General features: G+C 71.0%; 9 protein-coding genes. 4 read left to right on the top strand and 5 right to left on the bottom strand.

Annotated features, from left to right (window positions below; genetic code table 11):
* Positions 1-179 precede the first annotated feature (179 nt).
* Positions 180-1,556, top strand: a complete 1,377-nt coding sequence (locus tag O1G22_RS30435) for a cysteine desulfurase/sulfurtransferase TusA family protein (RefSeq protein WP_270084244.1) — start codon at positions 180-182, stop codon at positions 1,554-1,556.
* 18 nt (positions 1,557-1,574) lie between these two features.
* Here the strand turns inward: O1G22_RS30435 and O1G22_RS30430 are convergent, their stop codons facing one another.
* A complete protein-coding gene (locus tag O1G22_RS30430) occupies positions 1,575-2,549 on the bottom strand; it encodes a carbohydrate kinase family protein (protein WP_225096790.1) in 975 nt (324 codons plus the stop codon).
* A 130-nt stretch (positions 2,550-2,679) separates the two neighbouring features.
* On the opposite strand from O1G22_RS30430, the gene O1G22_RS30425 reads away from it, so the two are divergent.
* On the top strand, positions 2,680-2,889 hold the full coding sequence (locus tag O1G22_RS30425) for a hypothetical protein (protein ID WP_270084243.1): 210 nt from the start codon (positions 2,680-2,682) through the stop codon (positions 2,887-2,889).
* A gap of 101 nt (positions 2,890-2,990) precedes the next feature.
* Positions 2,991-4,514, top strand: a complete 1,524-nt coding sequence (locus O1G22_RS30420) for a hypothetical protein (protein ID WP_270084242.1) — start codon at positions 2,991-2,993, stop codon at positions 4,512-4,514.
* Between the two features lie 106 nt (positions 4,515-4,620).
* Here the strand turns inward: O1G22_RS30420 and O1G22_RS30415 are convergent, their stop codons facing one another.
* Positions 4,621-4,977 (bottom strand): iron-sulfur cluster assembly accessory protein, encoded by a 357-nt coding sequence (locus tag O1G22_RS30415; RefSeq protein ID WP_225096793.1) that lies wholly within the window; start codon positions 4,975-4,977, stop codon positions 4,621-4,623.
* Between the two features lie 241 nt (positions 4,978-5,218).
* On the opposite strand from O1G22_RS30415, the gene nadA reads away from it, so the two are divergent.
* Positions 5,219-6,403 carry a quinolinate synthase NadA gene (gene nadA / locus O1G22_RS30410; protein ID WP_270084241.1) on the top strand — a complete coding sequence of 395 codons (1,185 nt, stop codon included), beginning with the start codon at positions 5,219-5,221 and terminating at the stop codon, positions 6,401-6,403.
* Between the two features lie 73 nt (positions 6,404-6,476).
* On the opposite strand, the gene O1G22_RS30405 is transcribed toward nadA, so the two are convergent.
* The 3 genes from O1G22_RS30405 to O1G22_RS30395 form a co-directional block, all read right to left on the bottom strand.
* Positions 6,477-10,709: a wHTH domain-containing protein gene (locus tag O1G22_RS30405; protein WP_270084240.1), complete on the bottom strand. Its 4,233-nt coding sequence runs from the start codon at positions 10,707-10,709 to the stop codon at positions 6,477-6,479.
* A 164-nt stretch (positions 10,710-10,873) separates the two neighbouring features.
* Positions 10,874-13,972: an efflux RND transporter permease subunit gene (locus tag O1G22_RS30400; protein WP_270084239.1), complete on the bottom strand. Its 3,099-nt coding sequence runs from the start codon at positions 13,970-13,972 to the stop codon at positions 10,874-10,876.
* Positions 13,973-14,157: 185 nt separating this feature from the next.
* The gene (locus O1G22_RS30395; protein WP_270084238.1) at positions 14,158-14,838 is read right to left on the bottom strand and encodes a response regulator; all 681 of its coding nucleotides are present in this window, start codon (positions 14,836-14,838) and stop codon (positions 14,158-14,160) included.
* Positions 14,839-14,847: the final 9 nt, after the last annotated feature.

The raw sequence follows: 14,847 nt of genomic DNA, 5'->3' as shown, positions 1-14,847 counted from the left end.
CAAACCCTAGCCGACGCCCTCCGGGGGTTCGCGGGGAGGGGGGCCTACTGGAGTGGCTGGTTAGCTGGATTGGCGGCCGCGGGTCCGTTGTGGCTGGTCGCGCCCCGCGGCGGAGCCGCAATGGAAACAGCCCCGCGCCCCTGGGTTTGCTGCCTCCGCCAGGGTCTTAACGTTGCCGTATGGCCTACTTCGACGCTGCCTCCAGTGCTCCTCTACACCCCGTCGCCCGTCAGGCTCTGTTGGCCTCCCTGGACGAAGGATGGGCCGATCCCGCGCGTCTTTACCGGGAGGGCCGTAAGGCTCGGATGCTGCTGGACGCCGCCCGGGAGGCGGCTGCCGAGGCGGTCGGGTGCCGGGCCGACGAGGTGGTGTTCACCTCGTCCGGGACACGGGCCGTACACATGGGTGTCGCGGGGGCGTTGGCCGGGCGGCGGCGGGTGGGACGCCACCTGATCGTGTCATCCGTAGAACACTCCTCCGTACTCCATTCGGCCGACATGCACGAGTCCGACGGCGGGACGGTCACCCGGGTGCCGGTGAACCGGGCGGGCGCCGTGGACCCGTCGGGCTATGCGGCGGCGCTCCGCGAGGACACCGCGCTGGCCGTGCTCCAGTCGGCCAATCACGAGGTGGGGACCGTGCAGCCGGTGGCCGGGGTGGCCGAGGTGTGCCGGGCGGCCGGGGTGCCGCTGCTGGTGGACGCGGCGCAGTCGCTGGGGTGGGGGCCGGTCGAGGGCGACTGGTCGCTGCTCACAGCCAGTGCGCACAAGTGGGGCGGGCCGTCGGGCGTCGGGCTGCTCGCCGTGCGCAAGGGGGTACGGTTCGCCGCTCAAGGGCCGGTGGACGAGCGGGAGTCGGGACGGGCGCCCGGCTTCGAGAACATCCCGGCGATCGTGGCGGCCGTGGCCTCGCTGCGCGCGGTACGGGCCGAGGCGGCCCAGGAGGCGGTACGGCTGCGGGAGCTGACGGCACGGATCCGGGCACGGGTGCCGGAGCTGGTGGCCGATGTGGAGGTGGTGGGCGACCCCGAGCGGCGGCTGCCCGGGACCGTCACCTTCTCGTGTCTCTATGTCGACGGAGAGGCTCTGCTGCACGAGTTGGACCAGGCGGGCTTCTCCGTCTCGTCCGGCTCGTCCTGCACGAGCAGCACGCTGACGCCCAGCCATGTGCTGAAGGCGATGGGCGTGCTGAGCGAGGGCAACGTGCGGGTGTCCCTGCCGGCGGGGACGGCGGAGGAGGACGTGGAGCGCTTCCTGGCGGTGCTGCCGGGGGCCGTGGCGGGGGTCAGGGAGAAGCTGGGCGCACCGGCCCCCGAGACGGCCGTGCACGCCGAGGAACTCGTCGTGGACTCCCTCGGCAGACGCTGCCCCGTCCCGGTCATCGAACTGGCCAAGGTGTTCGACCAGGTCCCGGTGGGCGGCACGGTCCGGGTCCTCTCCGACGACGAGGCCGCCCGCCTGGACATCCCGGCGTGGTGCGAGATGCGGGGGCAGGAGTACGTCGGAGAGGAGCCGGCGGAACGGGGTACGGCGTACCTGGTACGCCGGGTGAGCTGAGGGGCCCTCGCCCCGGCGTCAGCTCAGGTGCGCCTGCACCTCGGCCGCGGCCTCGTCCCCGTACGCCTTGGTGAACCGCTCCATGAAGTGCGCCCGCTGCAACTGGTACTCCTGCGTCCCCACCGTCTCGATGACCAGCGTGGCGAGCATGCAGCCCACCTGGGCGGCGCGCTCCAGCGAGACCCCCCAGGCCAGTCCGGACAGGAAGCCCGCGCGGAAGGCGTCGCCGACACCCGTGGGGTCGGCCTTGCGCTCCTCGTCGGGGCAGCCGACCTCGATCGGGTCGTCGCCGGCCCGCTCGATGCGCACGCCCCGCGAGCCGAGCGTGGTGACGCGGTGGCCGACCTTGCCCAGGATCTCGGCGTCGCTCCAGCCGGTCTTGGTCTCGATGAGGCCCTTCTCGTACTCGTTGGAGAACAGGTACGTCGCCCCGTCCATCAGCACACGGATCTCGTCGCCCTCCATGCGGGCGATCTGCTGGGAGAAGTCGGCGGCGAAGGGGATCGACCGGGAGCGGCACTCCTCCGTGTGGCGGAGCATGCCCTCCGGGTCGTCGGCGCCGATGAGGACCAGGTCGAGGCCGCCCACGCGGTCCGCGACGGTCTTCAGCTCGATGAGGCGGGCCTCGCTCATCGCGCCGGTGTAGAAGGAGCCGATCTGGTTGTGGTCGGCGTCGGTGGTGCACACGAAGCGGGCGGTGTGCAGGGTCTCGGAGATCCGGACCGACTCGGTGTCCACGCCGTGGCGGTCGAGCCAGGCGCGGTACTCGTCGAAGTCGAAGCCGGCGGCGCCGACCAGGATCGGCTTCGTGCCGAGCTGGCCCATGCCGAAGGCGATGTTGGCGCCGACGCCGCCGCGGCGCACGTCGAGGTTGTCGACGAGGAAGGAGAGCGAAACCGTGTGCAGCTGGTCCGCGACGAACTGATCGGCGAAGCGGCCGGGGAAGGTCATGAGGTGGTCAGTGGCGATGGAGCCGGTGACTGCGATGCGCACGACGGGGAAACTCCTGCGGGAGGCTGGATTGACAGTTCACGCTACCGGTTCGGATGCCGGCGCTGTAGGTGGCAAAACTACCCGATAGTAGATCTTTCTTCGCGCACTCGACCATGCTTACGGTGCCGTCATGACGAACCTCAAGGTCCACTCCCCCGCCCCGGCCGACCCGGAGGGCGACCTCGCCGCGCTGCGCGTCGACTGCGCCCGGATGGCACCGCACTGGGCGGCTCCGGCGCACGCCGAGTCACGGCCGGTGCCGCCGTCCCTGATCCACGGCGTGACCGTGCCGGTGCGCTCCGCGCGGCTGCTGGACGCGATGTCCGACTACGGCGACTGACACGCGGGGCGCATGCCCCGGGAACCGCGCGCTCCCCTCCCGCGTCCCATCGCCGTCCCCCACGCGGGGGAGGCGGGATACGACCAGCGAGGAGCGATGCGGTGAACACCGAACGACCCGAGGACCGCGAGCCGGCGACCGCAGCGGCGGACGGTGCGGACAGTGCGCAGGATGCTGACCGTGATGCGCAGGGTGCCGACGGTGAGCGGGGTGCCGACGGTGAGCGGGGCGGGTGGCGTCGGTCCCGGTTCGCCGTCGTCTCCGTGGCCGCCGCCGTGCTGCTGGTCGGCGGTGGTGGCGCCTTTCTCGCGGCGAGCGCCGGCACGGGCGGCCGTACGGAGGGAGCCGGCGCGAGCGGCAGGAACGGCACTCCCCCGCCACTCGCCCTGGACGGTGTCGCCTCCGCCCCCTACGGCGCGACGTACGTCGCCCACGGCGACCTGCCGGCCGGCCCCGGCTCCGCCCCGGTGTACGTGCCGCAGGGCGAGGTCGGCAAGGACGCGGTGGCCCGCCTCGCCCGCGCGCTCGGTGTCGACGGGACGCCGGTGGCCGAGGGCCGGATCTGGCGGGTCGGCGGCAAGGACGGCACCGGCCCGAGCCTCACGGTGAACCGGGACGCCCCGGGCAGCTGGACCTTCAGCCGGTACGCGCCGGGCACCGACAACTGCAAGAAGGGCGTGCTGTGCGCGCACGACCCGATGGGCCCGACGGGCAGCCCGGTGAGCGTCTCCACGGCGACCGCGGCCGCGGCTCCGGTGCTGAAGGCGGCCGGGCTGGACGACGCGAAGATCGACGCGAGCCAGATCATGGGCGTCCAGCGGGTGGTCAACGCCGAGCCGGTGGTCGGCGGGCTGCCGACGTACGGCTGGACCACCGGACTGACGGTCAGCGGGCAGGGTGAGGTGGTCGGCGGGCACGGGCTGCTGGGGACGCCGGTGAAGGGGGCCACGTACCCCGTCCTGAGCGCGGCGAAGACGTTGAAGCTGATGAACGCGGCGCCGAAGAGCGACCACCGGATGGGGATCGGCGGCTGCACGCGTCCGGTGCCGGTGAAGGACCGGTTCGAGCAGCCCTGCGGCGCGTCCACGCCCGGACCCGGGACGGGGGCGGACGCCGGCGCGGACGCGGTCACCGTCGGCAAGGCGGTGTTCGGGCTGGCCGCGCACTCCGTCGCCGGGCGGCAGACGCTGGTGCCGTCCTGGCTGTTCTCGGTGCGCAGGGACGCGGCGGGCGGCGCGTACACGGTGACGTATCCGGCGGTCGATCCCGCCTACCTGGGCTCGGCGACGGCTCCTTCCGGCGGGCCGACCTCGGCGCCGAAGCCGCACAGCGTGAAGGTCGAGGGCTATACGGCCGACGGGCGGGAGCTGACCGTGAGCTTCTACGGCGGGGTGTGTGCCGACTACTCGGCGGCGGCGCAGGAGAGCGGCGACAAGGTGACCGTCACCGTCACCGCGCGGCCCTGGCCGGACAAGGTCTGCGTGATGATCGCCAAGGAGTATGTGAGGGCCGTTCAGCTGAACGCACCGCTGGATGGGCGGACAGTGGTCGGCGCGGACGGGGAAAAGATCCCCCAGGGGAAGCCCGGGGCGCTGCATCCGGGCGCATCGGCGCTGACACGCTGACGCGGCGAGACACGACGAAGACCGCGGCGAGACACGACGAAGGCGGCGGCCCCCGTGGGGGAGGCCGCCGCCTTGTGCGTCAGGCTTTTATGTCAGGGCCGTCGGCTCAGCTGAAGGAGTCGCCGCAGGCGCAGGAGCCGGTCGCGTTCGGGTTGTCGATCGTGAAGCCCTGCTTCTCGATGGTGTCCACGAAGTCGACGGTGGCGCCGCCCAGGTACGGAGCGCTCATGCGGTCCGTGACGACCTTGACCCCGCCGAAGTCCTTCTCCACGTCGCCGTCGAGCGAGCGCTCGTCGAAGAAGAGCTGGTAACGCAGGCCGGAGCAGCCGCCGGGCTGGACGGCGACGCGCAGCGCGAGGTCGTCGCGGCCTTCCTGGTCGAGCAGGGCCTTGACCTTGGCCGCGGCGGCGTCGGTCAGGATGATGCCGTCGGTGACGGTTTTGGTCTCGTCCGATACGGACATCTACATCTCTCCCGGGTTGTACGGAGACTGCTTGCCGACGAGTGCAACCGGCAAGGCCGCGGATTCATTCCGGGCCGGCGCCTGTCTTTCGGCTCCTTCTTCATGCTCGCACATGGTCTCCGGAGCGGAAAACGCCTCAGGGGGATTCATGTCACATCGACGTTATGGCCATCGTCAAAGTGACGTGAAGCAGATATGATAGATAGCGTCAGTTAGACGAAAAGTAGAAAGGGTGCGTGTCGTGACCACCGCCCAGACCCCGGAGCTCGACGTGCAGCCGACTCCGCTCGCCCTGCTGCTGCTCGGCCGTGAGGCCGACCCGAAGAGCGAGCGGGGCGTCGAGTGTCCCGGTGACCTGCCTTCGCCGTCCGACCCCGACCTGGTGATGCGCGCCCGCGCGGCCAAGGAGAAGCTCGGCGACAAGGTCTTCGTGCTCGGCCACCACTACCAGCGCGACGAGGTCATCCAGTTCGCCGATGTCACGGGCGACTCCTTCAAGCTGGCCCGGGACGCGGCCGCGCGCCCGGAGGCCGAGTACATCGTCTTCTGCGGTGTGCACTTCATGGCCGAGTCGGCCGACATCCTCACCTCCGACGCCCAGAAGGTCGTCCTGCCCGACCTCGCCGCCGGCTGCTCCATGGCCGACATGGCGACGGCCGAGCAGGTCGCGGAGTGCTGGGACGTGCTGACCGAGGCGGGCGTGGCCGAGCAGGTCGTGCCGGTCTCGTACATGAACTCCTCGGCCGACATCAAGGCGTTCACCGGCAAGCACGGCGGCACGATCTGCACCTCGTCCAACGCCAAGCGCGCGCTCGACTGGGCCTTCGAGCAGGGCGAGAAGGTGCTCTTCCTGCCGGACCAGCACCTCGGCCGCAACACCGCCGTCCGGGACATGGGGATGTCCCTGGACGACTGCGTGGTCTACAACCCGCACAAGCCGAACGGCGGTCTGACGGCGGACGAGCTGCGGGCCGCGAAGATGATCCTGTGGCGCGGCCACTGCTCGGTCCACGGCCGCTTCAGCCTGGACTCGGTCGACGACGTCCGCGCCCGCATCCCCGGGGTGAACGTCCTGGTCCACCCGGAGTGCAAGCACGAGGTCGTGGCCGCGGCGGACTACGTCGGCTCGACGGAGTACATCATCAAGGCCCTGGAGGCGGCTCCGGCCGGTTCCAAGTGGGCCATCGGCACCGAGCTGAACCTGGTCCGCCGCCTGGCGAACCGTTTCGCTCCCGAGGGCAAGGAGATCGTCTTCCTCGACAAGACGGTCTGCTTCTGCTCGACCATGAACCGCATCGACCTGCCCCACCTGGTCTGGACCCTGGAGTCCCTGGCCGAGGGCACCCTGGTCAACCGGATCGAGGTCGACAAGGAGACGGAGGCGTTCGCCAAGCTGGCGCTGGAGCGGATGCTGGCACTGCCGTAGGGCTCGCGCCGGCATACGCGGTGATCGCGGTGAGGGGCACCCCCTGGGTCAGGGGGTGCCCTTCGTCGTGGGGCTACTCCCCGTCCAGGCCGGGGATGTCGTGATCGAGGTGGGTCGCGATGGCGTCGGTCACGCGCCGGAGGTCGACGCCCAGGCGGGTCAGCCGTCGGACGAGTTCGGGGATCGGCATGCGGGCGCCGTCGATCGTGGGGGCATGGCGGACGATGGTGAGGAAGTCGGCGACGGGGTAGCGGAGGTTCAGGGGCAGGGGCGCCGGTCCGAGGGCCGCCTCGAAGGTGTCCACGCACAGTCGGTGGTCGAGTTCGTCCACGGTCAGTTCGCCTGCGTCAGGGAGCCGGCAGCCGAAGGCACGAAGGCGTTGTGCGACCTCCTCCGGCTCCGTCTCCGCCTCTTCCGCAGCCAGGAACAGATGGTGCAGCGGTACGGGCGTTTCCGTGTTCAGCCACCGTTCCTCCTCCGTCCAGTCGTCCTCCTGCTTCCGGCGCAGGTCGAACAGCCTCACATCGTCCCCGTCGACCGTTCCGGGGAGCGGGCTGGGCAGGATGAGGCCGTAATCGCGCAGCCGGGCCGGCGCGTCCTCTGGTGGCCCGTCGTCCGCAGCCACCAGAAGCACGTGGTGCAGGGGGACCGAGCCGGCCGCCGGAAGCCAGTGACCGCCGTCGGCGGCGGACCAGAGAATCTCCTCATCGCCAGGTTCGGCGCGCTCCGGCAGCGTCGCGGGCGGGGTGAAGCCCAGTTCCCGAAGTCGCTCGGCGATGACACTGAGGAGGACGGGCTCGTCGCCCGAACGAGAGCCCGCAAGCGAAGCGACAGCGAGGAGGCCGGGCGGAACCGGTTCACGGTACGTGAGTCCCACAAGGCGGTCCGTCTTCGGCCCGGTGTCCTCCTCCACGATCCAGCCCCACTCCCGGACCTGTGCCAGGAGGTCGTCGTCCTGCCGCTGCCCATGGCTGTCGTCGAGCTCCGTGCTGAATCCGAACGTTCCCAGGCTCGCCACCACCTCGGTCACCGACCGGTGCAGCTCCGCGGCCGCGCGCAGGAGGTGGCCGACCCGGACCGGCTCGGCTGGATCCAGCCAAGGAGCCGCGCAGTCCAGATCACGGCTGAGCAGCTTGAGCACCTCCGTCTGCTCGTCCTCCGTGCTGCCCGCCAGGAACCGAGCCAGCGTCTCCGGCGAGGGTTCGGACCTGATGGTGAAGCCGAACCTGCCCATCCGCTCGGCGGCTTCACGGACACTGATGTCCAACATCAGCTGAGCCTTGATGAGATGCCCCGGCGGCACCGGGCTGCCGACGTCGATCCAGGCCGACCGCAGGGCGCCTTCCCTGTCGAGCCCGCGCAGATCCGCGCTGAGGAGCGCGAAGTCGACATCGTCGACCGGAGAGTCGCCATCCACTGGGGGCAGGGGCGGCAACCGCAGCTCCCGCATCCGCGACACCGTGTCCGCATAGGACATCCCACAGGCAGCGGTGAGGAACAGCGCGTGGCCCGGGGAAGCGAGCTTCTCGAACGGGTCCTCTCTGTCGGACCAGTACCTGTCCCTCCAGCTGGTTGACCGAGGTCTGGTGCGGAAGAGGACGTCGGACGGCAGGGCGGGCAGCACCTGCTGGCCCACGGCCAGCCGACCGTCCAGCTCCCCCTCGTCCAGTTCCCGGGCGAGCTCGCGGAGCATCTCCAGCTCCGCGTTGGGCTGGTGGGCCAGCAACCGCCACAGCAAGGTCGCGCCATCAGGGATGCCGAAAACGCTCCCTGCCGGGGTGTCGCCCCCGTACACGCGGGCTTCGTGGATACCCGAGTCATCGCGGTGGATCATGTGGATGTCCGGCGGGAAGAACCCGGCCCTGGCGACAGCCGAGAAGCAGGCGTGCCCCCGGCGCGCGTCACCGGTGGTGTGCAGCGGCAGTCGATACCCCTGCGCGGTGGCCGCCTCGGTCACGATGTCGGCGAGCCGCGGACTGCCGCCCGCGACCGCGGCCAGCCAGTCGGCGTCGAGCAGGGGCGGGTCCGCCGCCAGCAGTGCCGGGAGAGCGCTGCGGATGAGCTTCTCCACCCGGTCGCAGACGTCGTCGTCCAGGATCTCCGTGCGGTCGAGGGAGAGGCGCCTGGGGCTGGTCCCGCCGGTGAGGTTCACCACGGCGCCGCGCAGCCTGCGGGAGCCGCCCGGGTCGGCCAGGATGCCGCGCCGTACGCGGGGTTCGGTGAAGATGCCGTCCACGAGGACACCTCCGCCGTGCCGGCACCAGATCACCTGGCCGTCGGTTCGTTCGGTGTCGTCCGGCCAGGGGACGAAGGTGCCGTGCGCCACGAAGCCGTCGTCCCTGAAGCCGGTCGACTCCCTCGGCCTCGGCACGCGGGGCTCCCACCTCGCGTCCCGTCCGTCGTGCTTGGCGATGGTCTCGAACTCGGCGATCCCCAGAAGTCTGCGCAGTTCCGTGACGCAGGAGGGCGCCGGCCGGTCTTCGCGCAGGTACAGCCGGACCGTGGTGCCCGGGGCTGTCCGCACCCGGCCGGTGGGGCGGACCCGGAAGTAGTGTCCGGGGCCGGTGATGAGCACGGACAGCTCCGTCAGCCCGCGGGCGTCGGCGGGGTCCATGTGGCAGGTGGTGACCTCGATCTCGTCGGCGATCATGAAGTAGCTGAACACGCCGACACCGAACCGGCTGTTGGGGCGCATGGTGTCGCTGTGCCGCTCCCGGTACCGGGACATGTGGGTGAAGCGCATACCGGCCCGGGAGAAGATCTCCGACAGCACGGTCTCGTCCATCCCGACGCCGTTGTCCTCGCACTCCAGGAAGGCGCGGCCGTTCTCGCTCCCCTGGCGGAATTGGATCAGGCCGTCGTACGTCACACCCGGGCGCTCCCGGTCCCGGCGCCAGCGGCAGGCGTCCAGGGCGTTCTGGTACAGCTCCCGAACGGCCAGGGCGCGGTCGTGGTACAGAGTCTCGTCCGTCAGGAGTTCCAGGACGCTCTCCTCGTCGACCCGGAAACGGATCGCCCTGCCGCTCAGCGCGGAGCTGGCGCCGGCGTCGGCGGCGCGCACCCGGTCGGCGTCGACGTACACGGGCAGCGCCCGCAGGGCCGTCACGTCGGCCTGCCGCGGGGTGCGCAGCAGGGACTCCAGCCGCTGGGCGTGGTCGATCAGGGCGGCGGCGACGGCGGGGTGCCGGCAGTCAGCGGCTTCCAGCCGGAACGCCTCCCCTTCGCGGGGCCACGACACCTTCTTCAGTGTGGCGATCAGCTCAGCGGGGACGAGTGCCTCCGGAATGCCCACATGCCAGACGATCTCCGGGGACAAGGCGGTGATCTCCACTGCCATCGCATGGGCGATCGCGAACAGCACTCCCACCAGACGCTCCCGCACCGGCGCGTCCCGGTACGGCCCCAGACGAACCTGGAACTCGCCGGGGCGTAGACCGCCCGCCGCGGTACCGACGGCGCACAGCTCGGTGGGCGCCACGTCGACACAGGACAGCAGGCGGGCGAGCGGTTCCGGTCCGGGCAGGCCCGCCACCCATGGCTCGCCGCGGTCCGGTCCCGCGCCGAGGGCGGTGGACAAGTCCTCGACGAGGAGCGCCGTGTGGTCCTCGTGGTCCTGCCGCTGCTGTTTCGCCCACTGGTGGAACAGCCACCAGCCGATCTCCTGGGTGCCGTCCTCGCGGCCGTGGCCGTTCAGTTCCCGGCTGCGGACCGCCTGCCGGACCAGGCGGTCCTGGTCGCGCAGATGTCTGTCGTAGCTCTCCCGCCGTGCCACATCCTCCTCGTCGAGCCGCTCCCGGTCCCCGCGGCCGAGTCGGTCCAGGCGCGTCGGGTCGACGCGGGACAGGTCCGCGGCCGTACGGGACCGATGGGCCTGGTAGAGGAAGGGAAGCAGGGCGAGAAGGGTGGCTTCGGCAGGCCTCAGGAGCAGGCCGCCGCTCAGGATCCCGAGCACCTCGTTGGTCTTCCGGGCGATACGCCGCCCGAGATCAGGGTCCTGCCACGGGTCGCCGGCGAGCGCGAGCCGTGCCTGGTCGTCCGCTTCCAGCAAGTGGCCGACGAGCCGCAGGGCCTGCTGCTTGAGCGGTTCGGCCTCCCCCGGGTCGGTCTCCTCCACCACGTGCCACGCCAGGGACTCCGAGACGCCGAGCGCCCAGTCATCGGGCCGTGTCCCCACCGCGTCGCACCTGGCCCGCGGATCCAGGGGCTTGCGGCGGCTCGGCGGCAGCAGGCCCGCGATCGTCTGCATGGACGGTGCGCGTACGGCCGGGTCCCGCGGCTCGCGCCCGTACTCCACCGGTTCGCCCATGGTCTGTCGTCCCCCCGTCCGCATCGCCCCTGGCTCACGCCCGCTGAGGCAGCAGACTAGCCAACGTGACCTGGGGAGAAGGGGAGTTGACTGATCTCGCGGGGGTGCGGGACAGGCCCGGTCCGAACTGCCGTACGGACCGGGCCTGTCGACCGATTGCTCGACTACACGCCTGCCGGCTCCGGCACCTCCGCCTTCGTCTCCTTCTTCGCCGCCCGCTTCTTCGCCCGGCGCTCCTTGCGGAGCTCCAGCATGGCGTAGAGCGTCGGGACGAGGAGCAGGGTCAGCAGGGTGGAGGTGATCAGGCCGCCGATGACGACCACCGCCAGGGGCTGGGCGATGAAGCCGCCCTCGCCCGTGACGCCCAGGGCCATCGGCAGCAGGGCGAAGATCGTCGCCAGGGCGGTCATCAGGATCGGGCGGAGCCGGTGGCGGCCGCCTTCGATCACGGCCTCGACCACGCCGTAGCCCTGCCCGCGGTACTGGTTGATCAGGTCGATCAGCACGATCGCGTTGGTCACCACGATGCCGATCAGCATCAGCATGCCGATCATCGCCGGGACGCCCATCGGGGTGCCGGTGGCGACCAGCAGGCCGATCGCGCCCGTCGCCGCGAAGGGGATGGAGACCAGCAGGATCAGCGGCTGGGCGAGAGAGCGGAAGGTCGCCACCAGGAGCATGAAGACGATCGCGATCGCCGCCAGCATCGCCAGGCCCAGGTTCTTGAACGCGCCGTTCTGGTCCGACGTCACGCCGCCGATCTGAGCGGTCGCGCCCGCGGGGAGCTTCAGCGCCTTGATCTTCGACTGGAGCTTGGTGCTGATCGCACCGGTGTTGTCACCGGTCGGCTTGGCCGTGATCGTCGCGGCGCGCTGCCCGTCGATCCGGGTCAGCGACACCGGGCCGTCCACCAGCTGCACCGTGGCGATGTCACCGAGCTTGGCCGGGCCGACGCGCAGGTTCTTCAGCTGGTCCAGGGTGGTGGCGGGCTCGGCCGACCGCACCACGACATCGCGCTCGGTGTCGTCGAGGGTCGCCTTCGCCGCCGTCGTACCGCGCACCGCCTCGGTGACCAGCGCGCCGAGCTTCTGGTCGTCGAGGCCCGCGGCGGCCGCCTTGGCGCCCGCCTTGACCGAGATCCGCGGCACGCTCGTGGCGAGGTCGCTGGTGACGTCGGTGACGTTGCTCAGGCCGGCGACCGTGGAGCGGACCTGTTCGGCCGCCGTGCGCAGGGCCTGCGGGTCGGCGGCCTTCACCACGACGCTCAGGTCCTGGTTGCCGAAGCCGTCACCGGCCGACACGGTGGTCGTGCCGATGCCCTGGAGCTTCTTCAGGCCGTCCTCCAGGTGCTTCTGGACGTCGTCGTACGACTTCGAGTCCGTCAGCATGACCTGGTACGAGGCCTGGTTGGTGTCCGTGCCGCCGCCGAAGGCCGCCATGAAGCCGGAGGAGCCGACGGTGACCTGGTAGTCCTTGACGCCCTTGGTGGAGGCGATGAGCCGCTCGACCTTCTTCGCCTGCGCGTCCGTGGCCGCGAGGCTGGTGCCGGGCTTCAGCTCCTGCTTGACGGTGAGGACCTCCTGCGCCCCCTGGTCGAAGAAGTTGGTCTTCAGCAGGCCGCCCATGCCGAACGTGACCACCAGGACCACAACCGCGATCAGCAGGCTGGTCAGACGGCGGCGGGTGGCGAAGCGCAGGACGGGGACGTAGGCGCGCTGGAGACGACTGTTCGCCTCCTTCTCCTCGGCCCGGCGGCGGGCCTCCGCCGCGTCGTCCGGGGTGCCCTTGGGTGCGCGCAGGAACCAGAACGACAGGACCGGGACGACCGTCAGCGACACCAGCAGGGAGGCCAGCAGGGCCGCCGTCACGGTGATGCTGAACGAGCCGAACAGGGCGCCCACCATGCCGCCGACCAGGCCGATCGGCAGGAACACGGCGACCGTGGTGAGGGTGGAGGAGGTGACCGCGCCGGCCACCTCGCGCACGGCGGTGATGATCGCCGTCTGCCGCTCCTCGCCGTAGCCGAGGTGCCGCTTGATGTTCTCCAGGACCACGATCGAGTCGTCCACGACCCGGCCGATGGCAATGGTCAGCGCGCCCAGCGTGAGCATGTTCAGGGACAGGCCGCGCGTCCACAGCACGATCAGGGCGAGGACGACGGACAGCGGGATGGACACCGCCGTCACCAGCGTCGAGCGGATCGACGCCAGGAAGACCAGGATGACCAGGACCGCGAAGAGCAGGCCGAGCGCGCCCTCCGTCGTCAGGCCCTTGATGGACTTCGACACGGCCGGGCCCTGGTCGCTGACGACCGTGAGCTTCGCGCCGGAGCCGAGCTGCTCGCGCAGGCCGGGCAGCTTGTCCTTGACCGCGCCGGAGATGGTGACCGCGCTGCCGTCGTGGTCCATGGTCACGTTGACGGCGAGGCTGGGCCTGCCGTCGGTGCGGGTGAGGGAGTCGGCCGGGGCCGGCTCCTCCTTGACGGAGGCCACGTCACCGAGGCGTACGGGCTTGCCCCCGCTCTGGCCGGTGACCATCAGGTCCTGGATCTGCTGCAGCGAGGTGAAGCCGCCGCCGACCTGGACCGTGTGGTTGGCGCCGTTCTCGTCGAAGGAGCCGGCCGGGACGGTCACGCCGCCCGCCTGGAGGGCCTGGCCGAGGGCGGCGGGGGTGAGCCCGGCCCGGGCGAGCTTCGCGTCGTCCGGGGTGACCGTGACCTGGACGTCGCGTACGCCGGTGACCTGGACGCGGCCGACGCCGGAGATGTCCTTCAGGGCCGGTACGACGGTCTTGTCGAGTTGGTCGGCGAGGGCCTGCTGGTCCTTGTCGGAGCTGGCGGCGAGGACCACGGTCGGCATGTCGTCGGTCGAGCCGGAGATCACCTGCGGGTCGACGCCGGACGGGAGCTGGTTACGGGCCCGGTTGACGGCCTGCTGCACGTCGGAGACGAGCTGCTTGGTGTCGTTGCCGTAGTCGAAGGACGCCATGATCACGGCGTTGCCCTCGCTCGCGGTCGAGGTCACCGACTTGACGCCGGAGACGCCCTGGAGGTTGTTCTCGATCGGCTCGACGATCTGCTTCTCGACCACGTCGGGCGAGGCGCCCTGGTACGGCGCGATCACCGAGACCATGGGCAGGTTGATGGTGGGCAGCAGCTGCTGCTTGATCTGGGGTATCGCGATCAGCCCGAAGACGAGCGCGATGAGCGACATCAGGCCTATGAGGGCCCGTTGGCGCAGGCTGAATCTCGACAGCCAGGACATGGATCGGGGTCTCTCAATCTGTGAGCGGCAGACCCTCTCACCCTGGCCCATCACCGAGGGCCGGACTGTAGGCCCAGAGTCCATTTCCTTATCCGGGCCCTACTCCCCTCGCAGTACGCCGGGGTGGAGACCGGAGTACGCCGGGGGTGGACCCGGGTGGAGATCCGGGAGGGGCCTCGGGACGGTCAGTCCGTCCTCGGCCGGACCAGACCCGACTCGTAGGCGATCACCACGAGCTGCGCCCGGTCGCGCGCGCCGAGCTTGGCCATGGCCCGGTTGACGTGCGTCTTCACCGTCAGCGGGCTGACCTCCAGGCGCTCGGCGATCTCGTCGTTGGAGTGGCCGCCGGCGACCTGGACCAGCACCTCCCGCTCCCGTCCGGTGAGCGTGCCGAGCCGGTCGGAGCGGGCGGGGTCGCGGCCGTCGTCGCCGTCGCCCTGGGCGAGGAAGCGGGCGATCAGCCCCTTGGTGGCGGCCGGGGACAGCAGGGCCTCGCCGCCCGCCGCGACCCGGATGGCGTTCAGCAGTTCCTCCGGCTCGCTGCCCTTGCCGAGGAAACCGGAGGCGCCCGCGCGCAGGGCCTGGACCACGTAGTCGTCGACCTCGAACGTCGTCAGGATGACCACGCGGACCTGCGCCAGGGACGGCTCGGCGCTGATCATCCGGGTGGCGGCGAGCCCGTCGGTCCCCGGCATCCGGATGTCCATGAGGACGACGTCGGCGGCCTGCTCCCGGGCCAGCCGGACCGCCTCCGCGCCGTCGGAGGCCTCCCCGACCACCTCCATGTCGGGCTCGGAGTCGACCAGCACCCGGAACGCGCTGCGCAGCAGGGCCTGATCGTCGGCGAGCAGGACACGGATCGTCATGCGGGCTCC

Source organism: Streptomyces camelliae, assembly GCF_027625935.1.
GTDB classification, from domain to species: domain Bacteria; phylum Actinomycetota; class Actinomycetes; order Streptomycetales; family Streptomycetaceae; genus Streptomyces; species Streptomyces camelliae.
Note: the sequence above shows the minus strand (reverse complement) of the source record. Positions and strands in the feature narration are given on the sequence as shown.

Bases quoted from the DNA above. Each gene is read 5' to 3' on its own strand.
- O1G22_RS30395 (WP_270084238.1), bottom strand. From the start codon at position 14,838: ATGACGATCCGTGTCCTGCTCGCCGACGATCAGGCCCTGCTGCGCAGC.
- O1G22_RS30405 (WP_270084240.1), bottom strand. From the start codon at position 10,709: ATGGGCGAACCGGTGGAGTACGGGCGCGAGCCGCGGGACCCGGCCGTA.
- O1G22_RS30425 (WP_270084243.1), top strand. From the start codon at position 2,680: ATGACGAACCTCAAGGTCCACTCCCCCGCCCCGGCCGACCCGGAGGGC.
- O1G22_RS30400 (WP_270084239.1), bottom strand. From the start codon at position 13,972: ATGTCCTGGCTGTCGAGATTCAGCCTGCGCCAACGGGCCCTCATAGGC.
- O1G22_RS30415 (WP_225096793.1), bottom strand. From the start codon at position 4,977: ATGTCCGTATCGGACGAGACCAAAACCGTCACCGACGGCATCATCCTG.
- O1G22_RS30435 (WP_270084244.1), top strand. From the start codon at position 180: ATGGCCTACTTCGACGCTGCCTCCAGTGCTCCTCTACACCCCGTCGCC.